The sequence below is a fragment of the Paenibacillus glycanilyticus genome (assembly GCF_030161375.1).
GTDB lineage: Bacteria > Bacillota > Bacilli > Paenibacillales > Paenibacillaceae > Pristimantibacillus > Pristimantibacillus glycanilyticus_B.
In genome coordinates, this window is sequence record NZ_BSSQ01000015.1 from 153,244 (window position 1) to 180,239 (window position 26,996).

18 protein-coding genes and 2 pseudogenes are annotated in these 26,996 nt (G+C 51.2%); 7 read left to right on the forward strand and 13 right to left on the reverse strand.

All coding sequences use genetic code 11. The features are described from left to right. Positions 1 to 55: 55 nt before the first annotated feature. Positions 56 to 1,900: an asparagine synthase (glutamine-hydrolyzing) gene (asnB, locus tag QQK89_RS19580; RefSeq protein WP_284240347.1), complete on the forward strand. Its 1,845-nt coding sequence runs from the start codon at positions 56 to 58 to the stop codon at positions 1,898 to 1,900. 213 nt (positions 1,901 to 2,113) lie between these two features. Here asnB and rdgB read toward each other — a convergent pair whose 3' ends face one another. The 3 genes from rdgB to QQK89_RS19595 form a co-directional block, all read right to left on the reverse strand. Then, a complete protein-coding gene (gene rdgB, locus QQK89_RS19585; protein ID WP_284240348.1) occupies positions 2,114 to 2,746 on the reverse strand; it encodes an RdgB/HAM1 family non-canonical purine NTP pyrophosphatase in 633 nt (210 codons plus the stop codon). A gap of 5 nt (positions 2,747 to 2,751) precedes the next feature. Next, positions 2,752 to 3,489 (reverse strand): ribonuclease PH, encoded by a 738-nt coding sequence (gene rph / locus QQK89_RS19590; protein ID WP_284240349.1) that lies wholly within the window; start codon positions 3,487 to 3,489, stop codon positions 2,752 to 2,754. 166 nt (positions 3,490 to 3,655) lie between these two features. Then, positions 3,656 to 4,711: a GerMN domain-containing protein gene (locus QQK89_RS19595; RefSeq protein ID WP_284240350.1), complete on the reverse strand. Its 1,056-nt coding sequence runs from the start codon at positions 4,709 to 4,711 to the stop codon at positions 3,656 to 3,658. A gap of 132 nt (positions 4,712 to 4,843) precedes the next feature. Here QQK89_RS19595 and QQK89_RS19600 point away from each other — a divergent pair, with 132 nt between their 5' ends. The 3 genes from QQK89_RS19600 to QQK89_RS19610 all read left to right on the forward strand — a co-directional run bounded on the left by QQK89_RS19600 (position 4,844) and on the right by QQK89_RS19610 (position 6,886). After that, positions 4,844 to 5,383 (forward strand): phosphatidylglycerophosphatase A family protein, encoded by a 540-nt coding sequence (locus QQK89_RS19600; protein WP_284240352.1) that lies wholly within the window; start codon positions 4,844 to 4,846, stop codon positions 5,381 to 5,383. 149 nt (positions 5,384 to 5,532) lie between these two features. Next, positions 5,533 to 6,162 carry an adenylyl-sulfate kinase gene (gene cysC / locus QQK89_RS19605; protein ID WP_284240353.1) on the forward strand — a complete coding sequence of 210 codons (630 nt, stop codon included), beginning with the start codon at positions 5,533 to 5,535 and terminating at the stop codon, positions 6,160 to 6,162. Further along, positions 6,152 to 6,886: a sulfotransferase family 2 domain-containing protein gene (locus QQK89_RS19610; protein ID WP_284240354.1), complete on the forward strand. Its 735-nt coding sequence runs from the start codon at positions 6,152 to 6,154 to the stop codon at positions 6,884 to 6,886. The genes cysC and QQK89_RS19610 overlap by 11 nt, the downstream gene beginning before the upstream one ends. 14 nt (positions 6,887 to 6,900) lie before the next feature. On the opposite strand, the gene QQK89_RS19615 is transcribed toward QQK89_RS19610, so the two are convergent. Together QQK89_RS19615 and fni are read right to left on the reverse strand one after the other, a co-directional pair. Then, positions 6,901 to 7,887 carry an MBL fold metallo-hydrolase gene (locus QQK89_RS19615; RefSeq protein ID WP_284240355.1) on the reverse strand — a complete coding sequence of 329 codons (987 nt, stop codon included), beginning with the start codon at positions 7,885 to 7,887 and terminating at the stop codon, positions 6,901 to 6,903. Positions 7,888 to 7,961: 74 nt separating this feature from the next. Further along, complete coding sequence (gene fni, locus QQK89_RS19620) at positions 7,962 to 9,032, reverse strand: type 2 isopentenyl-diphosphate Delta-isomerase (protein ID WP_284240356.1); 1,071 nt, start codon at positions 9,030 to 9,032, stop codon at positions 7,962 to 7,964. A gap of 262 nt (positions 9,033 to 9,294) precedes the next feature. Between fni and nagB the strand changes: the two genes are divergently transcribed. Both nagB and nagA read left to right on the forward strand, forming a co-directional pair. Further along, positions 9,295 to 10,020 (forward strand): glucosamine-6-phosphate deaminase, encoded by a 726-nt coding sequence (nagB, locus tag QQK89_RS19625; protein ID WP_284240357.1) that lies wholly within the window; start codon positions 9,295 to 9,297, stop codon positions 10,018 to 10,020. After that, positions 10,020 to 11,204 (forward strand): N-acetylglucosamine-6-phosphate deacetylase, encoded by a 1,185-nt coding sequence (gene nagA, locus QQK89_RS19630; RefSeq protein ID WP_284240358.1) that lies wholly within the window; start codon positions 10,020 to 10,022, stop codon positions 11,202 to 11,204. Before nagB ends, nagA begins: the two co-directional genes overlap by 1 nt. 66 nt (positions 11,205 to 11,270) lie before the next feature. Here nagA and QQK89_RS19635 read toward each other — a convergent pair. Both QQK89_RS19635 and QQK89_RS19640 read right to left on the reverse strand, forming a co-directional pair. Continuing rightward, positions 11,271 to 11,840: pseudogene (locus QQK89_RS19635) on the reverse strand (chitinase N-terminal domain-containing protein); the annotation flags it as partial. A gap of 48 nt (positions 11,841 to 11,888) precedes the next feature. Continuing rightward, positions 11,889 to 18,695 (reverse strand): annotated as a pseudogene (locus QQK89_RS19640) (carbohydrate binding domain-containing protein); the annotation flags it as partial. Positions 18,696 to 18,811: 116 nt separating this feature from the next. On the opposite strand from QQK89_RS19640, the gene QQK89_RS19645 reads away from it, so the two are divergent. Next, positions 18,812 to 19,849 (forward strand): LacI family DNA-binding transcriptional regulator, encoded by a 1,038-nt coding sequence (locus tag QQK89_RS19645; RefSeq protein ID WP_284240359.1) that lies wholly within the window; start codon positions 18,812 to 18,814, stop codon positions 19,847 to 19,849. 76 nt (positions 19,850 to 19,925) lie between these two features. On the opposite strand, the gene QQK89_RS19650 is transcribed toward QQK89_RS19645, so the two are convergent. The 6 genes from QQK89_RS19650 to icd form a co-directional block, all read right to left on the reverse strand. Then, positions 19,926 to 20,720: a DeoR/GlpR family DNA-binding transcription regulator gene (locus tag QQK89_RS19650; RefSeq protein WP_284240360.1), complete on the reverse strand. Its 795-nt coding sequence runs from the start codon at positions 20,718 to 20,720 to the stop codon at positions 19,926 to 19,928. A 2-nt stretch (positions 20,721 to 20,722) separates the two neighbouring features. Beyond that, positions 20,723 to 21,679 carry a sugar kinase gene (locus tag QQK89_RS19655; protein ID WP_284240361.1) on the reverse strand — a complete coding sequence of 319 codons (957 nt, stop codon included), beginning with the start codon at positions 21,677 to 21,679 and terminating at the stop codon, positions 20,723 to 20,725. Positions 21,680 to 21,740: 61 nt separating this feature from the next. Beyond that, on the reverse strand, positions 21,741 to 22,166 hold the full coding sequence (locus tag QQK89_RS19660) for a hypothetical protein (RefSeq protein ID WP_284240362.1): 426 nt from the start codon (positions 22,164 to 22,166) through the stop codon (positions 21,741 to 21,743). Positions 22,167 to 22,279: 113 nt separating this feature from the next. Then, entirely contained in the window at positions 22,280 to 24,436 is a 2,157-nt protein-coding gene (gene recQ / locus QQK89_RS19665; RefSeq protein ID WP_284240363.1) for a DNA helicase RecQ, read from the reverse strand. A gap of 89 nt (positions 24,437 to 24,525) precedes the next feature. Beyond that, on the reverse strand, positions 24,526 to 25,467 hold the full coding sequence (gene mdh / locus QQK89_RS19670; protein WP_284240364.1) for a malate dehydrogenase: 942 nt from the start codon (positions 25,465 to 25,467) through the stop codon (positions 24,526 to 24,528). 192 nt (positions 25,468 to 25,659) lie between these two features. After that, complete coding sequence (icd, locus tag QQK89_RS19675; RefSeq protein WP_284240365.1) at positions 25,660 to 26,955, reverse strand: NADP-dependent isocitrate dehydrogenase; 1,296 nt, start codon at positions 26,953 to 26,955, stop codon at positions 25,660 to 25,662. Positions 26,956 to 26,996: the final 41 nt, after the last annotated feature.

Sequence of the window (26,996 nt, forward strand, 5' to 3'; positions counted from 1 at the left end):
AGCATATAACGGATATTATCGCTACTGGAGTCCAGCAGAAGAGAGGAATGAGAATATGTGTGGAATAACCGGCTGGATCGATTGGACCCGGGATCTAACCCAGGACAGCAGCAGCCTGATCAAAATGACGGAGACTTTGGCGCTGCGCGGGCCTGATGCGTCGGGTACTTGGATTTCGCCCAGTTGTGCGCTTGGCCATCGCAGGCTTAGCGTAATTGATCCCGAGAATGGCGCTCAGCCGATGATTCGGCGCTCGGGCGATGACACATATGTCGTTGTGTACAACGGCGAGCTTTATAACGCGCTAGAGCTGAGGAAAGAGCTGGAGGACCGCGGCAGAACCTTTACGACGCATTGCGATACGGAAGTGCTGCTGGTGTCTTACATGGAATGGGGCAAAGCTTGCGTCGAAAGGTTCAACGGAATTTTCGCCTTTGCGATTTGGGATGTAACGGAGCAGGAAATGTTCCTTGCCCGCGACCGATTGGGCGTAAAACCACTGTTCATCAGCTTTGCGGATGGACTTTTTATTTTCGGTTCAGAGCCAAAAGCGATTCTTGCCCATCCGGCCGTCAAAGCGGAAGTCGGCGCGGAAGGTCTCGCCGAAATTTTCATTATGGGCCCAGCCCGCACGCCGGGCCAAGGCGTCTATAAAGATATTACCGAACTGCTGCCCGGACAATGCATGACGGTTAACCGCTCCGGCGTCCGCAAAACGAAATATTGGAGTCTTGAGACCATTCCTCACGAAGAGGATGTAGAAGCAACGGCAGAACATGTCCGCGAGCTTCTGAAAGATACAACGGAACGCCAGCTTGTATCCGACGTGCCGGTCGGCACCCTGCTCTCCGGGGGGCTCGACTCCAGCGCGTTAACTACGCTGGCCGTGCGTTATTACGAACAAACCGGCCAAGGCAATGTGCATACGTATTCCGTTGACTATGCGGATAACGACAAGCATTTCCAGGCGCATGCCTTCCAGCCAAACAGCGATGCGCCTTGGATCGAGCGGATGGTTTCCCATCTGGACACCATTCACCATCCGATTCAATTCGATACTCCGGAGCTCGTCGGCGCATTAAGAGACGCAACGCTCGCAAGAGATTTGCCGGGCATGGCTGACGTCGACGCATCCCTTCTGCTGTTCTGCCGCGAGATTAAAAAAGGCGCCACGGTTGCCATTTCCGGCGAAGCGGCGGACGAGATTTTCGGCGGTTACCCTTGGTTCCACCGCGAAGAAGCGCTAAGCGCAAATACGTTCCCTTGGTCTCTCGCTTCCTCTATGCGCGCGGAACTGCTTGCTCCGGATGTTGCGGCTTGGATCAAGCCAATTGACTATATTAATGACCGTTACGCGCAAGCCATTGCGGAAGTGCCGCATCTGGACGGGGAATCCGAGACGGTACGCAAAATGCGCAAAATGTCCTATTTGAACATTACGCGTTTCATGCCGACCCTGCTTGACCGGAAAGACCGGATGAGCATGGCCGCAGGCCTAGAGGTACGCGTTCCGTTCTGCGATCACCGGCTTGTGCAATACGTCTGGAATATCCCGTGGGAGATCAAGACGGCCGGCGACCGCGAGAAGGGCATTCTAAGGCGGGCCCTGCGCGGCGTGCTTCCTGACGATGTGCTGACCCGCAAAAAAAGCCCGTATCCAAAAACGCATAACCCGAATTATCTTGCGGCCGTCAAAGGTCTGATGCTTGATATATTAAACGATCCTTCCTCTCCTGTATTGCCGCTCATTAACGTGAACAAGATCAGGGAGCTGGCTGAATCGGACTCGGCCAAATCGAATATACCTTGGTTTGGTCAGCTGATGTCGGGGCCGCAGTTGTTTGCTTATTTGTATCAGGTGAATACTTGGCTTAAGGAGTATGGGGTAAGTATTAAGTGAGAAGTGAGATAAAAGATAATCACTGCGCATTCGAATGTTCTTCCGATCGCCATTGCTCGTGGATTCCTCTGAATTAATTTTTAAAGGTAGGAATCCCCTCACAAAAGCGAACACTATCGTTTCTCCAGAATCATTCGAACTGCTCCGCTCACCAAACCTTAAAGAGGGAAGAAAAACGTCACCGGTGTGTCATCCGGTGACGTTTTTTTGAGACTAGTTCGTTTTAAGTTCATCGATCAGCTTGGCTAGAGCGTTGCCGCGATGGCTAATCGCTTGTTTTTCTTCCTTGGACAACTCCGCCATGGAACGGCCGAGCTGAGGGAGCCAGAAGAGCGGATCGTAGCCGAAGCCGCCCTCGCCGCGCGGACGCTCGGCGATGAAGCCGTCGACCGTGCCTTCCGTCTCGACAAACTGGCCGGTTGCCGGGTCGTAGAGCGCGAGCACGCAGACGAATTGAGCGGGGCTTAGCAGCCGGGTTCCGTCCGGCAACGGATCTGCCGCGTCCGGTACGTTAAGGCGTCCCAGTTCTGCAAGCAGCTTGGCGTTGTTGGAAGCATCCGTAGCGCCTTCTCCGGAATAACGCGCGGAGTAGACGCCTGGAGCACCATCAAGTGCGGCTACGCGTAGGCCCGAGTCATCCGCAAGCACTGGAACCTGGAACGCATCGCCTGCCGCTTTCGCTTTAATTCGGGCATTAGCCGAGAAGGTATCCCCGTCTTCCACGATGTCCGGGAAATCCGGATATTCGTTCAAGCTGACGACCGTCCGGCCTAGCTTGGCGAAGGCATGGGCAAATTCTTTTACCTTGCCTTCGTTTTTCGTTGCAATCAATATGGGCTGTGACACGAATGTTATCCTCCGATCCGGTCAGCGATCTCTCCAAGTGCCGCGCGCTGCTTCTCGATTAATTCCTCGATTCCGCCTTCTGCCAGCTCCAGCAGCTTATTAAGTTCCGCGCGGGAGAATGGCTCATCTTCACCGGTACCTTGCAGTTCGACGAATTTGCCTTGGCCGGTCATGACCACGTTCATGTCGACTTTCGCTTTGGAATCCTCTTCGTAATTCAAATCAAGCAGTTCGCGTTCCTGAATAACCCCAACGCTCACCGAAGCAAGAAAATCGGTAATTGGATATTTGGCGAAGGTGGTAGTTTTGGACAGCTTGTTCACCGCGAGGCATAGCGCTACGAAAGCACCGGTAATGGACGTTGTGCGCGTCCCCCCATCCGCCTGAATGACATCGCAATCAAGCGTAATCGTACGCTCGCCTAGCGCTTGCAGGTCTACGACGGAACGCAACGCGCGTCCGATCAAACGTTGAATTTCCATCGTCCGGCCCGTCAGCTTTCCTTTGGCCGCTTCCCGTTGGTTACGGGAATGCGTGGCACGAGGCAGCATCGAATATTCTGCTGTAATCCAGCCTTTGCCTTGTCCTTTCATAAATGGAGGCACGCGTTCTTCTACGCTAGCCGTGCAAATGACCTTTGTCTCGCCGACTTCGATAAGTACGGAACCTTCCGCATATTTATTAACGCCTGGCGTTATCGTAACCGGCCGAAGCTGGCTTTGTTGCCGACCGTCTGTTCTCATTCTGTTTGTTCCTCCTGGATCCTTCTCATTTTGCTGTTATGTACTGGCATCGCAATCTTTCCTATTTTACCAAAGCGACCTGCGAAAAGCATCTTTTCACGCAAAAAAGCAGTCCCGCAAGGTCACTGGAACCTTTTGGGACTGCTTTTTTACCTATTATTTCAAATTAGCTCTTAATGGCATTGACATGGTGAGGACGGGATACCGGCTTGCTGTAATCCACATTGTTCTCATCCGTTACGTTTTGTCCGTTAAGCGTAATTTGGACTTGAGCGGCGCCTGTGTTCTCCGTAATCGAGAGGACGATGGCCTCGAGCATTTCAGCCGGAGCCGGCAGCCCTTCTTCAAACGCCTGATCTTTCAGGTCAACGGTTACGGTATCTTCTTTTTGATTAATGCTCGTAACTTCCACGTCGTTTGTGAGAACCGCCGTCAGGTCTTTGGCCTTAAGCGGACCGTCAATCAACTGCTCCATGGCCGCTTTGGCGGACGATTCGTCCGTGCGGTTAATCAAGCGGGTAACCGGTACATAATATTGCTCATCGTTTGACGTTGTGGACGAGAAGTACAAGGTTACCGGCGTCGAGTTCAAATAATTGACTCCGTCGGCTGCTTCCAGGTTGATCCCTACCGCGCGAGTAAGCGGCTCGTCAAGCGGGAATCCATCCTGCGGCATCTCCGGCAGCTTGGCGCCGTCGTACCACACCTCTACTCCTTTTGCGCCCAAAGCAGTCAGCGTCCAAGTAATGGCCTCAACGATTGTACGCTCGTCCGTTGCCGGGTAATCCGTAAAAGTTCCGCCAAATTCAACGGTTGCGATTTGCGACTTCGGATCAAGCTGAAGCGACTTCACTTCTGTGCCTTTCGGAAGTACGGCACGGAAGTCTTCAGGCAGCTGGTTAGCTAAGCTACCGCCGTCAACCATAAGCTCAAGCGCTTTTTTGCCGGCTACTGCAATGTCGTTCTGGTCAAGCGCCGTATTCAAGGATACGGGGGCAAGATAACCGTTGCGGTCCTCAAGGTACACCGTCAGATTGGAGTCATCCGCTTGTCCGGGCAGAACAGCCTGTCCGGTATTGGTTCCGTCTACGGATTCCGATTGCTGCGGCGGGTCAATCTCTCCTTTTGTACCCTGCGAGATCAAGCCGCATCCTGTTGCTAGAATGGGAAATACTAGCACACCGCAAATTGCTGCACGGCGAATCCATCTTGTTTGAGTCATTGATTTTTCCTCCCAAATAAGTTATTGCCTGTTCGGCGGCTTTGTACATTTGTTGATTTGTAGTACTATGTATACGAGCCCTTCCCTTTTTTAGACCAGTTTTGTCCACAAAATCTGAGGGGGTAATCAAATATGTTTAATCAAGTCACTTATAGCTTGAACAGCCGTGAGGTCGCGGAAGCAACAAACGAATGGCTCGACAAACGAGGCGTATCCAAAACATCCATTGCGCAGCTCGTTCATTTCCTGCAGAAGGATTATTATCCTGAACTGACGTTGGATGAATGCATCAGTCATGTAGAGGCCGTCCTGTCAAAAAGAGAAGTGCAAAATGCCGTCTTAACCGGCATTCAGCTAGATCTGCTGGCGGAGGAAGGCAAGTTGATGGCGCCGCTCCAAAATATGATCAAAAATGACGAAGGCCTTTACGGCTGCGATGAAATTTTAGCGTTATCGATCGTCAACGTTTACGGCAGTATCGGATTTACGAACTTCGGCTATATTGACAAGCTGAAGCCGGGCATTCTGAAGAAGCTGAATGACAAAAACGATACTCAGATTCATACCTTCCTGGATGACATCGTAGGGGCAATCGCCGCTTCGGCCGCAAGCCGCCTAGCTCACCGCAAGCAAGCCGAGCGCGAAGAAGCAACCGTACGCGCACAAGAATAACATTGGCCAAAAAGCCGCCCGCATTTGCAGGGCGGCTTTTTGTTATCCTCTGCCTACTCTCTGAACCTTTTTCTATTTTTTGGAATATTTTATGAGTAAAGTAGTTTCGTGTTCGAGATGGAATCGTCTGAGAGAGGTGACACGGGCATATGAGCGAGAATGTGGAATGGCATCGTTCCCGCCTTACACGGGAAGACCGGCAGCTTCTGAATGGCCATTCAAGCTGTATCTTATGGTTGACAGGGCTTTCGGGCTCTGGCAAATCTACCCTTGCGGCGGCGCTGGAACAGGAATTGTTCACCGAGCGGTTACGCTGCTACATTCTGGATGGCGACAATTTAAGATTCGGCATCAACCGCGACCTTGGTTTCCGTCCGGAAGACCGGTCGGAGAACATTCGCAGAATTGGGGAGATCGCGAGGCTTTTTGCGGATGCGGGAATAATCACCATTGTGGCGGTCATTGCTCCATACCGAGAGGATCGGGATAAACTGAGGAGTTCTCTGGCATCAAGCGGATTTGTTGAGATTTACGTGAAATGCACGCTCGAGGAATGCGAGAGACGAGACCCGAAAGGTCTGTACAAGAAAGCACGTTCAGGTGAAATCACTCATTTCACTGGCATTTCCGCGCCATACGAACCCCCTCTTCATCCGGAACTAATTGTAGAAACAGACGGTGAGACGATAGATGAATCCGTAAGCCGGGTTATGGCATACATTCGGCGCCGCGGACTGCTTCATCCCTCAAGGGCTGGTGGAGAGGAACATGGACGATAAGCTGCTGCTGTATTTGCACATCCCGAAGACGGGAGGATCTTCTTTCACCCAAACTATTATGGACAATTGCCCGAATACGGTCCATTTCTACACCTTAAACAATGCAGCCGAGCTGAGCGAGAGCCTTATCGGCGCAGACGCCTTATGCGGTCATTTTATCTATGGGATCCATCAATTTACCGAGCGGGAATACCAATATGCAACCATGCTTCGCCATCCTCTTGAACGCACATTCTCTTCCTTTTATTTCAAATACAAAAATCCGGCTTATATGTTCTCCTATAATCAGGAGCTAACCTTCGAGGAATATGTGTTGAATCCTTACTTTGACCTTGAGTATTGCAATTTGCAAGCTAGGATGATATCAGGAGAAATTACCAATCCATACCCAAATTACAAAACAGCCCGGGATCGTCTGAAGCAGCACTTCGCCTTTTTTGGCATAACCGAGCAATACGAGGCTTCTTTATTTCTATTTGCGCAGAAGATGAACTGGGAGCCGAAGCATTACCCTAAGGTAAACGTAACCAAAGTCCGTCCCTTGGACATCTCCTTATCGAAGGAAGCCATGAAGTCGGTCCTGCTCAAAAACGAGATTGACCACAAATTGTACAAATATGCTTACCGGCAATTTAACGAGCGGATTTTGAATCTGTCTTTTGAACAAGGACAACAACTTAAAACTTACTTGAGAGAAGGCAGAAAAAAAACCTCACAACCGTGAGGCTTTTACATACGTTATTCAACAGTGCGGAACATGACCGTATCCGCTGTTCCGGTACGAATCACTTTGCCCCGCTTCTCCAGATAATGGAGGTGGGCGACCGTCTCCGACATCGCAAATCGCAAGTTATGAGGGTTGGTTCGCAGATGACCGCCAAATAAATGCTCGCAAAGCTCGAAAGCGCTGCTTGGCTCCCTTAGCATCTCCCACATTTTTTGCAGCCGCCGCTCATGATGCTGCTTGATCTCCACAATCCGGCCCGCAAAATCGTCGAACGGTTCGCGGTGTCCCGGGAACGCCAGCTTCACTTTATAGGCATAAAGCTCGTCCAGACTGCCTAGGAAACAGCCGAGCGGATCTTCTTCTTCGCCGGGATTAAACGCGATATTAGGGGTAATATGGGGAAGCACCTGATCACCGCAGATCATATACTCCAAGGATGGTTCATAAAAGCACAACTGCCCAAAAGCATGCCCCGGCGCATCAATCATCTGCCATTCGTAGCCTCCGAGCCGGATGGTATCCCCGGGATTTAAATAGGTGACATCGGGCTGGGGAGATACTTGCCGAACAAATCCATCCAGATTGTTTTTGATGGCAAGCGTTAGTTCATCCGGCATGCCGTGGATGGCAAAATGCGCCCGCAGCTCTTCCGAATACGTGCTGCTCTCTCCCCATAACCGTCTCGTATAGCCATGCGAACGTTCCGAAATGTAGACCGGGGCGCCGGTCCTATCCTGGAAATGTCCCGCGAGTCCATAATGGTCCGGGTGCTGATGCGTAACGATAATTCGTTTGATCTGCTCAATCGTAATGCCGTGGTTCAGAAACGCTTCATCCCAGGACTGCAGCGCTTCGTCCGTATGAAGTCCCGGATCGATAAGCGTATAACCGCCGCCTTCCTCCGGAATCAGATAACTGTTCACCCACTTCAATGAAAAGGGAAGCGGAATTTTCACTTGAATATATCCGTCGCCCCATACTTTTGTCTCTACCGTCATGTATGTTCTGCCCTCCCGCTCTTCAACCAATCTTATACCGTTTAGTATTCGCCATACATGCCGGACTTAATTGGTCAGCGCACTGGAATAAGTCGGTTTGTATGCTGCAGCTCCGCAATCGTTGCTGCCCCTATGCCAAACATCGCCGCGCGCAGCTCAAATTCGATACGTTCGAATTGCTCGACTAACATCTCTACGGATATCCGGGTATCTTCGTTTGCCGCACGCGGAAGAAGCACGCGTCCAAATCCCGCAAGATCCGCCCCGAGCGCAATCGATTTGGCGGCATCTACGCCATGCTGCAAGCCGCCGCTTGCTATAACAGGCATATGTGGCAAACGCGCTTTAACCTCCGCGAGGCTTGCCGCGGTTGGGATGCCCCAACCGGCAAACGCTTCCGCCGCTAATCTGCGCATCGGATCATTTTGGCGGAATTTCTCCACCTGACTCCATGAAGTCCCCCCTGCTCCCGCAACATCAATAAAAGCAGCCCCCGCCAAAGCAAGTGCTGCAGCCGAATCGGCATCTATTCCCCAGCCTACCTCTTTAATGCCAACTGGCACAGGCAATGCCCGGCATACCTCCTCAATCTTTGGAAGCAAGTCGCGGAAGTTCGTATCGCCTTCCGGCTGAAATACCTCCTGCATACTGTTCAAATGAAGCACCAAAGCGTCCGCTTCCGCAATGTCAACCGCTCTCCTGCAAGCTTCCACGCCGTATCCGTAATTAAGCTGTACCGCTCCAAGATTGGCAATGACAGGAACCGTTGGCGCGATGTCCCGGATATAAAAAGAAGAGGCTAGCTCCTCATGTTCAATGGCCGCCCGCATGGAACCAAGTCCGATGGCCCAGCCCCGCGTCTCTGCCGCTTCCGCCAACCGCCGGTTAATGGCTCCGGCTTCGCTTGTGCCTCCCGTCATGGAACTGACAAGCAGCGGTGTGCGCATACGCCGGCCAAGCCATTCCGAGTCCAGCTTGATGTCTTCAAACGCGATTTCCGGAAGCGCATTATGGCGGAAGCGCAGCTGCGCCAGCCCCGTATCGATGCCTTCCCCGGCCACGTTCTCCTGCAGGCATATGCGTATATGCTCACTTTTGCGTTTCGATGTGGAAACGCTTGCCCCCGTCTCTTGCTCTACTGTCATATCGGGCAATCCTCCTATTTGTATAGCCAACTTTCCTGCTTATGATCAGGCAATTCCTGTACCTGAGCATAAGCTTCAAGCTTTGCGAGAATACTTTTGTTCATCATAACCCAGTGCTCTGGACTGGAGCAAGGACGGAACAAAGACCTACTATTATTTTGACGTTTACAATCATTAAAATGAATTTTACAATCAATTTTGTTGTTAAAATGAATAATATAAATTAGAATAGAATCAAAATGAAATTAAGGAGGCCTCTTTCATGCACATTCAAATATTTGATACGCAAGCAGAATTGGACGCGTCTGCAGCCAATCTTCTTATTGATACCGTTATTTCAAAACCAAACGCCGTTTTAGGTCTTGCAACAGGATCGACACCTATCGGGATTTATGCCAAAATGGTGGAGATGTACCGCAAGGGCGAAGTATCCTTCTCCGGCGTAACGACGTTTAACCTTGACGAATATGTCGGACTTAAGCCTTATAACGATCAAAGTTATGCTTATTATATGAACAAGCATTTATTCGCTCATATTGATATTCCGGATACGCAGACATTCCTGCCGAATGGGATGGCCGAAGATCTGGATGCGGAATGCGTTAATTACGACAAGATGCAGGTTTTAAAGCAAATTGATGTTCAACTGCTTGGCCTCGGCCATAACGGCCATATCGGCTTTAACGAGCCTGACCATGCCCTCTCCGGCGGAACTCATGTCGTTAAACTGAAGGAAGCAACACGGGAAGCAAACGCTAGATTTTTCGCAACGATGGACGAAGTTCCGGAATACGCGATTACGATGGGCGTAGGTTCGATATTGAAAGCCAATTCGATTTTGCTTGTGGTACGGGGTGCGGACAAAGCGGAAATCGTCAAGCAGGCTTTGACCGGACCAATTACAACGGAGGTTCCGGCATCGCTTCTGCAGACGCATCCGCGCGTTACCGTACTTCTTGACCGCGAGGCGGGAAGGATGTTGGATTAATGGACCAACACAATAAACAAGACAAACAAATGCTCATTCGAAATGTAAAGATCGTTCTGGAAGACACCGTGATAGAAGGCAGCGTGCTTGTTAAAGACAGTATCATTGCTACTATTATTGAAAAGAATGAGGATCAGGCAATAGAGGCGGAACAGGTTGTAGACGGTGAAGGCGCATGGCTGCTTCCGGGCTTTATTGACGTGCACGTGCACGGCGGATTTGGCGGAGATTTCATGGATGCCAATCAGGAAAGCTACGATACGATTACACAGTTCCATGCTTCCCAAGGCACAACGGGGATGCTCGCAACGACGGTTACGGCTTCGCGGGAAGCGATTGAAGCGGTATTCCAAGCGACTAGCTCCTACGTGCAGCAAGCAATGCCTTACGCGGCATTGCTTGGGGTCCATTTGGAAGGGCCTTTCATCAGCCCGAAATGGATGGGAGCCCAGAATCCGGCTTTCCAGACGCCTCCTAGACTTGACTGGCTGAAGGACTGGACAACGCGTTATCCGGGCATTCTGAAGTTGCTAACCTTAGCTCCGGAGAACGAAGGCGCGATTGATGCGATTAAATGGTTATCCGGGCAAAATGTAATTGTTGCATGCGGCCATACGGATGCGACGTATGAAGTGATGGCTCAAGCGGCTGATGCCGGTCTTACGCATGCGGTTCACACCTACAACGCCATGCGTCCGCTTCATCACCGCGAGCCAGGTACTGTTGGCGCCGTATTGACCGATGACCGGATCTATGCGGAGCTGATTGCCGACGGCCATCACGTTCATCCAGGAGCGATCCGGCTGCTTGCCCGCTCCAAACCGGCAGACAAGCTGATCTTGATTACGGATGCCATGTCCGCAGCCGGAAGACCGGACGGATTGTATGATCTGGGCGGCTTGCCGGTTACCGTTCAAGGCGGCGTCGCAAGACTTGCGGAGGGCAACCTTGCCGGCAGCAGCTTAACGATGATTAACGCTTTCCGGTATATGTTGGAGCATTCCGGACTTAGCGTAACCGATATCAGCCGGTATGCAAGCGCCAATCCGGCCAAACAGCTTGCCATGTTTGATCGTACAGGCTCGATCGCGGTTGGCAAACAAGCCGACCTTGTGCTGGCCGCGCCGGATTTCAGCCAAGTGCGTTCGACTTGGGTGAATGGCAGACAGGTATATAAGGCATAAGAAACTAGCAAAGAGCGGTTGAAGGATCATTTCCTTCAACCGCTCTTTGCATTGTTCCCTATAGAGTCAAGTAACCTTGACGGTTATCGTTTGGCTTGCTGTTATACCTTCCTGATTGATCAATTCACAACGGTATTCATAGACCCCTGGATCCCGACCATGAATGGCGGTTACGGCAGACTGGGCATTTGGCGTATGCTCCTCTAACGGTTGCGTATCAATGAGAACGCCATTTTCGTACAACTTGTAAATCGTTCCGTTCGTCCCCCACCATAGGTTCATGGTGATTGAAAAATTGCCGTCCGCATCCCAATTGTCATGACTTAGAACCGGTATAGCCGGAGCAGCATCGGTAACCTGAACCGATAATACGTCGCTTCGGGTCGTTCCGAACTTATTGGTCAGCTCCGCATAATAGCGGTAGATTCCATTTGGTTTTCTCTCGATCTCCGTAACGCTATTCTGCGCGTTCGGAGACTGTGCTGACAGCGTTCGGGTGTCAATCAGGACATCGTTCTCGTAAAGTTTATACGTTGTCCCGTTATTGCCCCACCACATATTCATCGTAATGTCGTAACTGCCGTCATGAAGTCCGTTATCGTAGCCGTTGTTGTCAGATAGAACAGGCTTCCCTGGCGCACCCGTTGCCGAATCGGCCGGAGTCTCTTCTCCGCCATCCAGCACTATTTTGCCCCATTTCTCCCGGTTGGCAGAGTTCCCGTCAACGCCGTTCCAGTAAAACTGACGTTCGCGCCCCTTGGCCCCCCCTTCATCAAATCCCATGTCATAACGGATAACCGTGCCGTCCGAAGGATTCGAAACCCCAATATCTTCGAATTTAATCTTGGCATCCATCCAATATCCTTGACCGTCTTCATCCAACTTCGCAGCCATCTCGATTGCCGGCTGTTCCTCTACTCTGTAACCCGCCCAATAATAGGCGGTTTGAATGTTGCCCTCCGCATCTGGCGCCGCCGCAAGCATAAGCTGACTATCGTTGAATTGCATCGATCCGCCTTCATTGACATGATCCGGTCCAAAAAACAGCTCAATTGCGTCTCCAGCCCACAAGTAAGCTTTGGCGGCAGGCACGGTAATCCCCTTGATCACGTTTGGATTTTGCATCGGCGAGGGGTCGTTGACGTGAGCGCGCAAATAAACCGCTTCATCATCCCAGGTCATGCTCATCTGAGCGCCGATCCCTGTTTTCATCACACCAAGCACAAGATCAACATCCGTGAGATTTGCCGTTGCCGCCTCTTGCCAAGCGGAAGCAAAATCGCCAATAACCGGGCTACTTGCCGTTTGCGGGATCTTTAGTTCTTTATCGGAAGTCCTCTCTACTTGACCTGGCTTGAACACATGGTCATACGGCGGAGTGGAGCCCAGCATGATGTCATAAATATTGGCGTTTGTGCGGGAGACCGACTGCAGGAAGTCCTTATAAGGCCGATTGACGACATTCATCAACCCAATTGCACCCGCTTCGCCGTTTAATCCTTCGAACCATCTTCCCGTTGGCGCCTGATCCAAATAAGAGAACCAGTTCGTTCCTACAATATAACCCGATGCCGCCGCCTGCTCGACATAATTGCTATACATTAGTCCTTTTTCCTGTTCATCTTCGGCCATTCTCGCAGCAAAGGTGAGTCCGGTCGTAGGATCGCCGTAATGGAATTCCGTCATGATAAAAGGCGTGCCGCCCGCAAGCTCGTACAAGTGCTTAATCATTTCCAGATTCGGATCATAAGTGTAATAGTTGTACGTCAATACATCCATATATTTGCCGGCATGCACGGCGAGCGCTTCCCTTAGCTTGCTGTCGTTCATGACACCGACCAGCCAGCGGTCTCCCATGACCAGATGGTCCGGGTCATACTTTTTGGTATAGTAGGCAACCTGTTTGTAAAGCTCATCCAAATACAAACCGGTGAAACGGTCCATATCCTCCGCCGCCGGTCCGGTCTTGACGGTGAACGAAAGACTTTTCAGCGCCTCGAAACTTGCCGCATTCATGGCCCAAGCCGCATTAAACTGATCGATTGTGCCATACTCTTCAGCCAACATTTCAACAAGTTTTAGTTTGCTGCCCGTAGAGGCGCTAGCCGCCGGCACCGCACTCCTCAGCTTGTTGTACGGCAGCTCGTTGCCAAACATATATCCAATTAGAAGATGATCGTCTTTATTATTCGCAAGCGCCGCAAATCTGGCATCCATTTGAGCCGCCATATCCGGATGGAAGATATCGAATAGTCCGCTGTCCCCAATCTTCAGGTTAGGCATCGGAAGCCAATTCACATACGGCATGCCGCTCGCATTGGACCACGCGCCTAGTCCGTTGAAGCCAAGCGATTTGACGAAGTCCACACTGTCCAATGAATATGCGGCTTGGCTAAACGGTTGCCCGGTTTGGCGGATCAAGTTAGCCACATAGAAGGAGAAGTTGCCATTGCCATCGTAGGCGGTCTTGAACTCTCCGGTTGGAGACGGCAACCATTCATAGACATTCTCGCGTCCTTTGACAACGGTAAAAGTCTCGTCGACATATCCCGTTCCGTTAACGGCGAGATTGAAATACAAGTTTCCGAGCGGATCAACCATTACCGATTTGCCGTTTAGCTTCTCCATATGGAAGTAACCGGTCTTCGCCAATTGATAGGTGGACTGGCTCCCCTCCAGTCCGCCATATTCATCTCTGCCGGAAGGGACGGAAAGCTCTTCGCGCAAGGTCTCGTCTTCCTTGGCTGCCTGAGCGAATTCGGATTCATTATGCACCTTCCCGTCAAATTCGGCGCTGCGGATTTGACCGTACGGATCTACCAGCACCTCGTCTGCATTGACATAGTTGAAGATGCGGACAATACTTTTTCGTTTCCCTTCTTTTTCCGTCCAGGCGGTAACCGTTGCGGAATGTTCCAGCTTGATCGGGCTTGTGTAGAGCTGTTTGTCCGAGCTGCCCGATAATTGATAATAGATAGCTCCGTCGGCCTCCTCTGTCGCGAGGGAAACGTTCTGACCTGTGACGAACTCTCCGGCATTCGGCGAGGCTGTTACCGGTGCGGCTGTAATATTAAGCGCGACTTCCGACAGCTGGGCGCTGCTTTGGCTTGGCAAGGTCAGCTTCAATAATGAAGCGCCGTCCGGAATATGGTAGCTGCCATACACCGTAAGCGGCAAATCTGCCTTGACGGCATTGGCATACGAGTCCTTGGTCAGCTCAAGCTCTTCGAAACCGCTCCCCTTCGAGACGGCAGCAGTCACTCCATTGCCATCCGACCTTTCCGAATCGTACACCGATATGGAAACGGATCGGATCCCCGTCGGCAGTTCATAGATCAGATAACTCTCACCATCGTCTTTTCTAACTGCCCTCGCCGTATCGCCTCCATACCAGGAGGCGTTTGTGCTGTCTATAGCGAGATTGCCAGATTCCTTAACCTGCATCAAGTTATCCAAGTTATCCAACAATCCATGATCCAATACAATTTCGGAAGCATTCACGACCGAATACGTATCGTTCTCTTGCCAGTATTCCTTCCCCAGCTCGAAATCGCTATTGGGCAGCAGATTATTTCCACCGGATGCATACAAAAGCAGATCGTCCACGATTTTTACGCCTTCAGTGTCGGCGTTATGAAGCCTCAAGGTATAGTCGGACGTTGCTTCAGGCGTAATCGTAAAGCTGTATTCCTGCCAATTCTGCGCAGCCGAGAATGGTTTATCGGACACAACCTGCCCGTCTTTAAGCAGTTGTACGTTCAAATTGCCCGAACCCTTCATCCAGAACTTAAACGTATAAGCCACACCGCCCTTCAACCGCCGTGCGGAAGCAAGCTCGCTATCCTGTTCCTGTGCCGACTCCGAGGAGTTGACCTTCAGAGCCCAGCTCCCGCTATGTGCATTTGCGCCTCCGGAATTTTGCGAGTAATCGGTCATGATGAAATAGTTGGCCGGGTGCCACCATTTCACGCCGCCGTCTTCGAAATTATCGTCGATGACCGGAATGCCGTCCTCCGTTCCCGCCAGCTTCACGTCGTCGATATAGACCCGACCCGGAACTCCGCTTGTATCCCTGTCCCCGAGCTTAATATTGTAGGGGCCGGTAACGGTAGGCGTATAGGTTGCCGATACAAATTGCCATTCTTCCGTAGCCTGAAACGGCTTCACCAGCACCTCTGCCCAGCTTGTCGTATTCTGGATAACAAGAGCCATTTTGCCCGAGCCTTTGATCCAGGCTCCAAACGTATAGCTTTTGCCAGCCGTAAGAGTAGGCTTCGCGTTATAACTGGATCCGTTTGTATCTCCTGTCCCTTTCACATTCGCCGTTAAAGCCCATACGCCGCTATGCGAGTAGGAGGTTCGTGAAGGGACGCTTACGGCATCATTTAAGTCCGTCAACTCGCTTGGATCTGCGGGTTCATATTCGCCTGTTGCCCCTAGCAGCAAGATGTAATCAATCTTCAGGCTCGAGTAATTATTCAACTCATCGCTCGGATTGATTTGAAGTTTAACGGTAGCTCCGGCAGGGATCTGAACATCGTTTAGAATGACATAACCGTAGCTATGCGACCAGGAACGTCCATGTTGCGGAAACAGGATGTTCGGTTTAACAAGCGTTCCGTTTACATATAGCGAAGCTTTCTGATCGTCGGCCCAGCCTTGATACACGATGGCTAATCCGCTGTCCGCCTGATTCGCATTTGTAAAAGTAAGAGCGTTCACCGATTTATACATGGCTGCAAATTCCCCGCCGGAAGCCCACGGATCTCCGTGATACCTGTTCACGCTTCCTGTCAGAATGCCGTCTTCCCCTTCAATCTTGACATATGGCCCGCTGATCTCCGGTATATCTGCAGGTTCTATCGCCGGAGAAGTATCAGGCGCACCGCTTGGATTCCATAGCTCGCTAAATTTGGCGGATGCTTGCGGGAACGCTACCGTATCGTAAAGATCATGATCCCCGTCGTCAGCCGATACATTGAAATATACATGCCAAGCTACGTTGTTGCTTTCAATCCACTCATGCATCTTCTCGATGAAATACGGATTGTCCGCACCGCCCATGCCATCCGATCTTGTTGCAAGCCCCCACTCGCAGATTGCTACAGGAACGCCTTGATCTTCCGCAAACCGGGCAATCATGTTTAATCCCCAATTGCCATCGTTCACTTCGGCATTCCAGGCCAGCTGTTGTCTCCTAAGCTTCTCGGCAGGATCGGCATTCTGGTAGCTTGCGCCGTAAATAGGAGTACCGTTGCTTTGCGTCCAGGTCTGATCGTAATGGTCAATCCCAACGAAGTCTACATAATCTCTGCCCGGAAAAGCAGCCTCGAGATCTACGCCCCAGATCGCCGTTGCCGGATTCCAAACAAACTTGAACTGCTGGCCTTCAATACTCCTCAGAGTCGTTACAAATTGGCGGAAAGCTTCCGCAAAATCCTGTGCCTTCTGCAGGTGATTCGGATCATTCGCATTTCCTATCGACCAGATATACCAGCCCCCGTTAAATTCATGACCGAAACGGATCGTTGCGTTAGCCATACCGTTTGCGATCAAGTTTTCTCCCAATGTCCGATAGTGGTCATTATAGGCTCCGCTTGCAGCTTGGGCCAGACTTCCACCAGTCTTCGGGAACGGATATGCCGCCCAAAGCATCTTGCTTGCATAAGGCGTATCCTTCCATGGAGCAAGCCGGACACCGCCCTCGAGGTCAAACCAGGTATTTTGTTCGAGGAAATCTTCCGCCAGATAAGGAGTTCTTCCAACCCAATCCCCAAAATCCGTTACGCCTTCCGGATTGCGATCCCAGGAGTAGACGCCTACGTTGTTAATCCCCTCATACTGCTCGGCCGGGGGATTGTCCGAACGGTCCGGATAGCGGGTAAAGACCGTTCCTTTGTCTCCTCCCCAAAATTTAAGCTGCTCCTCGAATCCGCCGTTAAGCAGCAGATTCTGATCTCCCGTCTTCCCGAAAAACACATCGTCCAAGTACATCGTTCCTGCCGCTTCCGCCTCGGGAAGCGCGCTTCCCGCACTGTCGGAAATGGTAAAGACGATGCTGCCTGCATACGTGCCCGAATTAAAGGCGGTAGTTACATAGGACCAGGTGCCCGTTGCTTCTGGACGGATGAATTGAAGATTCTCTCCATTGCTTTTTGTCGTCTTGATCGTAATCGCGCCGCTGCCTTTAATCCAGGCTCCAAATGTATAGTCGGTATTAGCAGTAATGCCGCTGACCTGCTGGGTCACTGTTTTCCAATCGGATTTTTTGCCTAAGGTAACAGCTTGCATTGAACGGTTGCCGCTGTGGATATTGCCAGGATTGTCCGGATCCGTAGGAACCGGCGTTGCCGTTGGTGCAGGCGTTGCTGTTGGTGCAGGCGTCTCCGTCGGTGTTGGAGTTGGTGTTGGAGTTGGCGTCGGTTCACCCGATCCGTTCCCTTCTAGTATGGAGAAGACGGTTGGCGAGCTGTTATTGGCCGCAATCCAACCTGTCAGCCCCGATTCAAATCCGGGATTTTGCACAAGGTTAACCGAAGAACCTTTCACTCCGAAATAAAGATCGTCCACATGCATAGTCCCTGCCGCTTCTGCTTGCGTAATCCCCGATCCGGAAGCTGCGGCGCTGTCGAAGACCGACAGGTACACGTTCTCATTCGAAGTTGCCGTATAATCCGCTGTCCAATAAGTCCAATCTCCGGTACCCTTCTGCCTCACAAATTGGAGTGCGTTTGAAGAGCTGGAGCCTTTTGATATTTTGAAGGTTGCCACACCGGTGCCTTTCACCCACATCCCCATCTCATAGACATTGCCAGAGACGATTCCCGTGATCTGTTGCGTCACGTACGCCCAATTGGCGGACTTGCCAAGCAGTTGTGCTTGAAGCGAATATTGGCCGCTATGAACGGTTGTATCAGCCGGTGGTTCGTTAGGTTCGGTGGCTTCCTCCTCGATTACTGCAAACACGTCTTTTGCGTATTTGTTCCATCCGCTAAAACCATCCTCAAACCCACCGTTTTGCAAGAGATTCACATTGGAACCGGCTCCTCCAAAAAACGCGTCGTTCAAGTACATCTGCCCGGCAGTCTCGCTTTGCGGATAAGCCGTTGCCGCGCTGTCTACAATCGAGAAAGTAACCGTACCCGAACGTGCTCCAGAATTAAACGGCACGCTTTCATAGGTCCAGTCCGAAGTAGCAAGCGCACGTTTATAAGACAACGTGGTTCCGTTCGCCGAAACCTTTAATGTTACAATGCCGTCCCCTTTTATCCAAACGCCATATGTATAGTCTGTATTTACGGTAATCCCGGTAATAGGCTGTTCGACATAAGCCCAATCGGTTGCATCTCCTTTAAGCGTTGCGGAGAGTACATGCGTGACTTGCGCTTCCGCTGCTGAAGCCAAATTACCCGGAAGTATTGAAAGTAGAAGAAGCACCGCGCATAACATAGCTACCGCCCTTTTGCTCTTTTTGTAAACATACATCCCCATCCCTGCCTTTTCCCCTAAAATATGATATGAACGGCTTCATTGTAGAAAAGAAAGCGCTTAAATAATAGTTTCAATTTTGTTACAATAATGTTTGCGGTATGTGGGGAGGGAAGGCTGTGGCGAGAAAAAAACAGGTAAGCTTGCAAACGATAGCCGATGAGCTTGGCCTCACAATCCATACGGTATCCAAAGCGCTTCGGGGACTGCCCGGTATGTCCGAATCGACGAGAAGACTCGTCGCTACACGGGCACGGGAACTTGGCTATAAAACGAAGGATCAGGAAGAAGGCATGTCCGCGGAGCGAATTCCATGGGGGTATACCAAATATCGCCGATTTGCCATGCTAATTATCGGAGATACGCGGTTTCATCGTCTTCAATTTGAAGGCGTAAGCATTCGGATGAACGAGCTGGGACACTCGGTATATCCTCTTTCAGTCCCTCCCGGTCTCACGCAAGGAGCAAGGTTTAAAGCGTGGCTGAATGAAAACGAACTATTATTTTCGGACGGATTGTTTCTGACCGCAGCTCTTCCCGAGTGGATGGAGAACGATCTGCTTAAGCAGCCACTTCCTAAGGTGCTACTCAATTATCCGCCTGATTTAGCCGAAGTAGACAGCGTAATATGGGATGTTGAATACGCCGTTCATCGGTCCATGGAGGAACTGTACCGCTATGGACACCGTGAAATTCTGTATGTGGTGGATATAGCCCCCATGAGAGGGTTTCACTTGCGATGGAAAGCTTTTGTTACTTCCGCGCAGCGGCTTGGCCTATATGATCTGACGAATCCCGGCTTGCATATGATCAGCCAGGCTGTTGATCGGAACAGTTGGCTGGACGATCTATGCCGGAAGCTCGCCAGTGGCCGGTTCACTGCCGTCATTAGCGCGGTGCCTTATATGTCGGAATGGATTGCCGCCGCCGCGGCTAGATTGGACCTGAGTATCCCGAGCGACCTCTCGGTCGTTGGCATGGAGAATGAGGAGAGCCCGTTTTTCCCCTATATGTCCCGCCCGCTACTGTTAGTGCGCGAAGCCGGCGAGCGTGCGGCAGAACTGATGCTCCGAAGAATCGCAAATCCGCTGCTGCCCTACGAACATGTTAGGTTGCGCGGCGCTTTTCAGTCGGGAAGCACGATCCGTTCAATATAATAATCTTGCTATCAAAAAAAGAGCCGCTCCATGTCAGGTGCTGACAAGAGACGGCTCTTCATTGTTACTATCATTACTATATTTGTTCTGCCACATGGACAACGATACAATGCTGCTTGGCATTGTCCGCTAGTTCACCGGTTAGTGGCAAGTCCGTTATAAAAGCCTGCAACTCGGACAATGCCGCGATCGAAAACAAAGAAGTCTTGCCTACCTTCGTCTGGTCAAAAACCGCATACGTGGTATGCGAGCGTTTGATTAACGCTTTCGCAATTTGCGCTTCCTGCTCGGAATAAGTCGTTATGCCTCCTGCGGCGGAGACGCCGTCCACCCCGATGAACATCTTTCCGATATTCAGATGCGCAACCATGCCTTCACCTAGCGGACCGCAAAGCTCAAAGCTGTTATGCCGCATAATGCCGCCCGTAACGACAACCTGAATGCTGCTCCCGGCAAGCTCCATGGCAATATTGACCGCATTGGTAACAACGGTAATCCCGCTTCGCAGCTTCAGCAGCTTCGCAATCAAATAATTCGTAGTGCCGCCGGATAATCCGATAACGTCACCCTCTTCGATTAGCGAAGCGGCTTTAGCGGCAATACGCTCCTTCTCCAGGTAGGACAACCCTTCCCGTTCCGCAAACGCGGTGTCACGGACCGAGTTCATGCCGTCATACATAGCACCGCCAATAGTCCGGATAATCGGATAGGCGGCTTCCATTTGCTCCAGATCGCGCCTTGCCGTAGCCTCTGAACAATCAAAACGCTCCACCAGCTCCTGAATCGTAACGCGCCCTTGCTGCTTAAGAAGCTGCAAGATCGCTTCGCGACGGCGCTGCCCTTTGGATCCAGAAACGTTCGAATCAACCATTATTATCGTTCCACCCACACTTTGGAGGACATGCGCTGTTCAACTGCGGACCATTCTGGAAGCGCCTCCCAGTCTCCGCGCATTTGTACGACCAGCGAACCGTTAATGCTAGCAAGTCCAACCGCTTCCACAGGCGTCATTCCTTTCATCAAGCCAGCCAGGAACCCGGCACAGAAGCCATCGCCCGCTCCAACCGTATCGACCACTTTCTCAGCCGGATAAAAAGGAACGCTTACTTCTTCGCCTTGATCAAGCACAACAGTCGTGTCGCCCAGCCCTTTAATTACGGATACCGCTTTAAGTTGCTTGAGCTTGCCTTTCACTTCTTCGAAATCATCCGTTTGATAGAGCAACTTGAGCTCGTCCCATCCGGGCATGAAGTAATCCGCTTCTTCCGCTAACGGCAGCAGCACTTCGCGCGCTTCTTCGATGGACCATAATTTAAGGCGCAAATTCGGGTCAAAGCAAATTTTCACGCCTGCTTCTTTGGCCACTTGAACGGCCCGAAGCACCGTTTGTTTGGCACTCTCGCTTAGCGCTGTCGTAATGCCCGTAATATGAAGCAGCTTAGCTCCGCGGATATAGTCCACATCAAGCTCTTCAGGAGTCATCTTGCTTGCGGCGGAATGCTTGCGGTAATAATGAACGGCAAGCCGGCCCGCCACTTGTTCACGAAACATCATGCCGGTTGGAGCTTCGTCCGTGAGCTTGACGCGCGTTACGTCTACTCCTTCTCCTCGAAGCGTTTTCACAATCATGCGTCCAAATGGATCATTGCCAAGCGCTCCGAACCAGCCAACGGAGCAGCCGAGTCTGGCCAGTCCGATCGCCACGTTGCTTTCCGCGCCGCCAAAACCTTGCTCCAGCGTTGTAGCTCGCTCTAGAGCTTTATGTTCCTGCGGCATAAACAATGCCATCGATTCCCCGAAGGTTACTACGTCTGGTGAAAGTGTATTCATAACTTCTCCCCCTAAAAAGATTTAGCACGGTCTGGGTGCTAAATCTTACTTCGTAAGCATTTTACTTGTACATCGGGAACGCCATGAAATAAATAACGACCACGTACAAGATCAACACGATCAAGCTGAATGTGCGGGCTTTCGCAATATGGTTGGTTGCGCTTTGGCCGTCTTGAATCGACGCTACGATACGTTTCAGCGGCTTCGACATGATACCGGAAATCGCCGCGATCGCAAGGAACAGAACCGTAACGATAATCATCCAGGCTACCGTGTAATCCGCTTGCGACATCATGTAACCGCCTGTCAGCAGTTGAATCACTAGTGCATATTGCACAATGCGGTTAGCGGATACCAGGCCGTCAGCAAGTCCGCCTTGGCCAAGGCCGGCGAGCTTAGTCGCTTTGCCGATCATAATCGGCAGAACGATATAAAAGCCCATTCCGACTGCTCCTAACAAGTGTAAAAAGAAAAACACATCATTCATTAAGTAAACCTCCTGCATATGCGTAATCTACCAATAAGTATACTAAATGCCTGTCTGAAACACAAAGCATCAAGTGCCTCTAACCCGCATTTCTACAGCATTTGTGGCAATGTTCAAGATTTCGTCTTATAGCCGTGTTTAACGATCACGCCATGGATCGCGAAATAGTCGACTTCATCGGGCAAAGCATCCTTTATCGGTCTCAGCTTGTCAGCTCCAAGCTCCTCGATAACCTGCACAATCTGCTCCTCGAATTGCTCCGGAATAACGCGGCTCCAATCGAGTTCATGCCCTTCTTCGGCGCTTCGAATCAAATGGCCTTCTATGGTCACGCGGCTTAAGCTTCGTTCCTCGGCAATCTCGCTTGGCGTCAGTCCCGAGTTAAACCGTTCGAGCGTAAACACATGGCTTGGCGTTTCCTCCGAAGAAGCTGAAGCCGGTGGCCGTGCAGCAGGACGTTTTGGCACAGAACTAGCTGGAGTACTCCCCGCATCCCCGGCATGAGCCTGAATGATAGCCAGAACCTCGGTTCCGTATTTCTCGGCTTTCGCCGCGCCAATCCCTTTTGTCTGAAGAAGCTGTTCCTCCGTCAATGGCCTTATGTCGGCCAGCTCTTTCAAGGTTGCATCAAAAAACAACATAAACGGCGGTACGTTTTCCCTGGCAGCGGCCTCTTTACGCCATTGCTTCAACGCATCGAATAACGGCGAAGCAGCCGCATCTCCCGAAGCGCTCCGGCGGACGCTGGTCCGCAGGCGTTGCCTAACCGTCTCTTTGCCCTCAAGTACTGGCAGAGCAGTAGCCGTTAAGGATACGGTTGGATATTGCCCTTCGCTCATGCGAAGATATCCTTCCGCTACTAGCCAATACAGCCAGTCGGCAATCTCCTTCTCCGGCCAGTTATTGAACAAGCCATAAGTCGTGAGGCGGTCCAGCCCAAATTCCAACAGTCGTTTGTCGCGTGAGCCTTTCAGAACCTTTGCCGCCATTGTAACGCCGAAACGTCCTTTCATGCGTCCAACGCAAGAAAGCGCCTTTTGGGCTTCAGCCGTCCTGTCAACAAGCTCGCTCTTATCGAGACAGTTGCTGCACTTGCCGCAAGGTTCAACGCCCTTCTCGCCGAAATAATCAACAATATATTGCTGCAGACAACGCTGAGTCCGACTGTAATTCATCATATTGTGGAGCTTGGACAACTGCACCGACTTGCGGTATTCATCTCCCATGCCTTGCTCGATCAAGAAACGCTGCACCTGTACATCCTGCGGCTCGAACAGCAGCACGCATTCGCTTTCCTCGCCATCCCGGCCTGCGCGGCCCGCTTCCTGATAGTAGGACTCGATGTCTCCCGGCATTTGCCAGTGGATGACATAACGGACATTGGGCTTATCGATACCCATGCCAAAAGCATTGGTTGCGACCATTACGCGTAGTTCATCAAATCGGAATTGCTCTTGCGTTACAGCCCGCTCGGTATCGGACAAGCCTCCATGATATTTACCCGCAGCGATCCCTTTGCGAATCAGCAGCTCCTGTACTTGTTCCGCTTCTTTTCTCGTAGCCGTATAAATAATGCCGGATTGATCCTCTCGCTCCCGGAGGAATTGCTGCAGGAAATTTTTCTTATCCCCTCCGCTGACGACCGAGAGAGACAGATTGGGCCTTGCGAACCCAGTGACAAATACGTTTGGATCATGCAAGCCAAGCATCGCCGTGATGTCTTGCGCGACTTCCTGCGTCGCTGTGGCCGTAAAAGCGGAGACTAGCGGGCGGTTAGGCATCTTGCCGATCCAACCTGCCAGCTGGCGGTAGCTAGGACGGAAATCATGACCCCATTGCGATACGCAGTGGGCTTCATCAATGGCGATCATCGGAATGTGAAGCTGCTCCGACAAAGTTGTAAACATCGGAGCATCAAGCCGCTCTGGCGCCACGTACAGCATTTTATACTCGCCTCTTAGCGCGTTGCGAAGCACCGTCCGGTATTCCTCGGCTCCTAGGGAACTATTGAGAAAAGCCGCCGGAACTCCAAGTCTGTTCAGCGTATCGACCTGATCCTTCATTAGCGAGATAAGCGGCGATATCACAATGGACGTCCCCGGCATTATCAAGGACGGAACTTGAAAACAAATCGATTTGCCTCCGCCTGTAGGCAATATGGCGAGCGTATCTTTGCCCTCCAAGATACCCTCAATGATATCTTCTTGACCGGGACGAAACGTATCGTACCCGTATACTCTCTTCAGCTCACTTCGTGCCTGCTGCAGCACGTTCCTTCCCCCTTCCGCAACTACAATGAGGACCCTGGCAGCTAAGTGTCAGGGTCCTCCCAAACGAATCTTTTTATAAGGATGTTAAACTAGCCATTTACTACTTTAATTACATTTTGAACGGATTCTGCCGATTTGTCCAGAGCTGCTTTTTCTTCTGCGGTAAGTTCCAGCTCTATCACCTTCTCGATTCCGTCGCCACCGATAATCGTAGGCACACCCATAAAGAGGTTATTGTAGCCATACTCGCCTTCGAGGAGGGCAATAACCGGCAAGATCCGCTTTTTGTCCTTCAGAATCGCTTCCGTCATTTGAACGAGCGAAGCCGCAGGGGCATAATAGGCAGAACCGTTGCCCAGCAAATTCACAATCTCGCCGCCGCCGACGCGGGAACGCTGGACAATGGCTTCAATGCGCTCAGCCGGGATCAGCTTCTCAATCGGAATACCGCCCACATTCGAATAACGCACGAGCGGTACCATATCGTCACCATGCCCGCCAAGCACGAAACCACGCACATCTTCTACGGACACATTAAGCTCCTGAGCGATAAAGGTACAATAACGCGCGGTATCGAGCACGCCGGATTGGCCAATCACGCGGTTTTTCGGGAACCCAAGCGCCTGATAAGCCACGTACGTCATAGCATCAACCGGGTTGGAGAGAATAATGACATACGCGTCTGGACTTGTTGCTTTTACATTCTCGCATACCGACCTTACGATTCCGGCATTGGTATTCACCAGATCATCGCGGCTCATCCCCGGTTTTCGGGCAACGCCTGCCGTAATGATTACCACATCGGAGTCTCGCGTGTCTTCATAATTGGCTGTACCCGTAATATTAACGTCCAGCCCTTGAACAGGCGTGGATTCCAGCATATCTAGCGCTTTGCCCTTAGTCGGGTTTTCGAGCTGCGGAATATCTACAAGAACAACGTCGCCTAGTTCTTTCTGCGCTGCCATTAACGCCGTTGTCGCACCCGTAAAGCCTGCGCCTACCACTGTAATTTTTCTTCGTTTAATCGCCATTGGATAACCCCCTAAAAAGAATACTTCAGTTTAGCCACCTGTGGTGATTCTTGGTTCCTAAGCATGGATTAACTTCATAACATAAGCATTATTGCCGTTATTGCCGTTAGTCATCCACAATATTGAGACGTTCGAGTAAGGCTTTTTAAATTGAAAAAAAGAGAGGGCAAAATGCCCCCTCGTTGTTTATACCTACATGTTGTTAATGACTTGGTTAGCAAACTCCGAACATTTCACTTCGGTAGCGCCGTCCATCAGGCGTGCGAAGTCATAAGTAACGGTTTTGTTGTTGATCGAAGTTTCCATGCCTTTATAGATCAGGTCAGCCGCTTCTTGCCAGCCCAGATGCTCAAGCATCATAACGCCGGAGAGGATTACGGAACCTGGGTTAACTACGTCTTTGTCTGCATATTTCGGAGCAGTACCATGAGTAGCCTCGAAGATTGCATGTCCAGTCAGGTAGTTGATGTTAGCGCCTGGAGCGATGCCGATACCGCCAACTTGCGCAGCCAGAGCGTCGGACAGGTAGTCGCCGTTCAGGTTCAGCGTAGCGATAACGTCGAAGTCAGTAGGACGAGTCAGAACTTGTTGCAAAGCGATGTCGGCAATTGCGTCTTTTACGACGATTTTGCCAGCTGCTTCAGCTTCTGCTTGTGCTTTGTTCGCAGCGTCTGTGCCTTCTGCTTCTTTAATGCGGTCATATTGACCCCAAGTGAAAGTTTGCTCAGCGAACTCTTGCTCAGCCACTTCGTAGCCCCAGTTCTTGAACGCGCCTTCTGTATATTTCATGATGTTGCCTTTATGAACAAGCGTAACCGTCTTCTTGCCGTGTTTGATCGCGTATTCGATCGCAGCGCGAGCAAGACGTTGGGAACCTTCTTTGGATACTGGCTTAATGCCGATACCGGAAGTTTCAGGGAAGCGGATTTTGTTAACGCCCATTTCGTTTTGCAGGAACGCGATTACTTTCTTCACTTGCTCGGAACCTTCTTGGTACTCAATACCGGCATAGATGTCTTCTGTGTTCTCGCGGAAGATGACCATGTCAACCAGCTCAGGGCGTTTTACCGGGGATGGTACGCCAGCGAAGTAACGAACAGGACGAAGACAAGTGTACAGGTCAAGCTCTTGGCGAAGCGCAACGTTCAGGGAACGGATGCCGCCGCCGATTGGCGTAGTCAATGGACCTTTAATTGCAACGATGTATTCGCGGATTGCAGTCAGCGTGTCAGCTGGCAGCCATTCGCCGTATTCGTTGAATGCTTTTTCGCCGGCAAATACTTCGTACCAAGCGATTTTTTTGCTGCCGCCGTATGCTTTCTCTACAGCTGCGTCAAGAACGCGTTTCGATGCTGCCCAGATGTCGCGGCCAGTACCGTCGCCTTCGATGAAAGGAATGATTGGGTTGTTAGGTACTTGCAGTACACCGTTATCGATCGTGATTTGCTCGCCTTCTGTTGGAAGGGCGTATTTCTCGAATTGTGCCATTAGAATGAATCCTCCTTAAGGTATGTAAGCTGCGCCGGATA

Excerpts from the sequence above, each read along its gene's own strand:
- asnB (WP_284240347.1), top strand. The coding sequence starts at position 56 with ATGTGTGGAATAACCGGCTGGATCGATTGGACCCGGGATCTAACCCAG.
- rph (WP_284240349.1), bottom strand. The coding sequence starts at position 3,489 with ATGAGAACAGACGGTCGGCAACAAAGCCAGCTTCGGCCGGTTACGATA.
- QQK89_RS19595 (WP_284240350.1), bottom strand. The coding sequence starts at position 4,711 with ATGACTCAAACAAGATGGATTCGCCGTGCAGCAATTTGCGGTGTGCTA.
- QQK89_RS19600 (WP_284240352.1), top strand. The coding sequence starts at position 4,844 with ATGTTTAATCAAGTCACTTATAGCTTGAACAGCCGTGAGGTCGCGGAA.
- cysC (WP_284240353.1), top strand. The coding sequence starts at position 5,533 with ATGAGCGAGAATGTGGAATGGCATCGTTCCCGCCTTACACGGGAAGAC.
- QQK89_RS19610 (WP_284240354.1), top strand. The coding sequence starts at position 6,152 with ATGGACGATAAGCTGCTGCTGTATTTGCACATCCCGAAGACGGGAGGA.
- QQK89_RS19615 (WP_284240355.1), bottom strand. The coding sequence starts at position 7,887 with ATGACGGTAGAGACAAAAGTATGGGGCGACGGATATATTCAAGTGAAA.
- fni (WP_284240356.1), bottom strand. The coding sequence starts at position 9,032 with ATGACAGTAGAGCAAGAGACGGGGGCAAGCGTTTCCACATCGAAACGC.
- nagB (WP_284240357.1), top strand. The coding sequence starts at position 9,295 with ATGCACATTCAAATATTTGATACGCAAGCAGAATTGGACGCGTCTGCA.
- nagA (WP_284240358.1), top strand. The coding sequence starts at position 10,020 with ATGGACCAACACAATAAACAAGACAAACAAATGCTCATTCGAAATGTA.
- QQK89_RS19650 (WP_284240360.1), bottom strand. The coding sequence starts at position 20,720 with ATGGTTGATTCGAACGTTTCTGGATCCAAAGGGCAGCGCCGTCGCGAA.
- QQK89_RS19655 (WP_284240361.1), bottom strand. The coding sequence starts at position 21,679 with ATGAATACACTTTCACCAGACGTAGTAACCTTCGGGGAATCGATGGCA.
- QQK89_RS19660 (WP_284240362.1), bottom strand. The coding sequence starts at position 22,166 with ATGAATGATGTGTTTTTCTTTTTACACTTGTTAGGAGCAGTCGGAATG.
- mdh (WP_284240364.1), bottom strand. The coding sequence starts at position 25,467 with ATGGCGATTAAACGAAGAAAAATTACAGTGGTAGGCGCAGGCTTTACG.
- icd (WP_284240365.1), bottom strand. The coding sequence starts at position 26,955 with ATGGCACAATTCGAGAAATACGCCCTTCCAACAGAAGGCGAGCAAATC.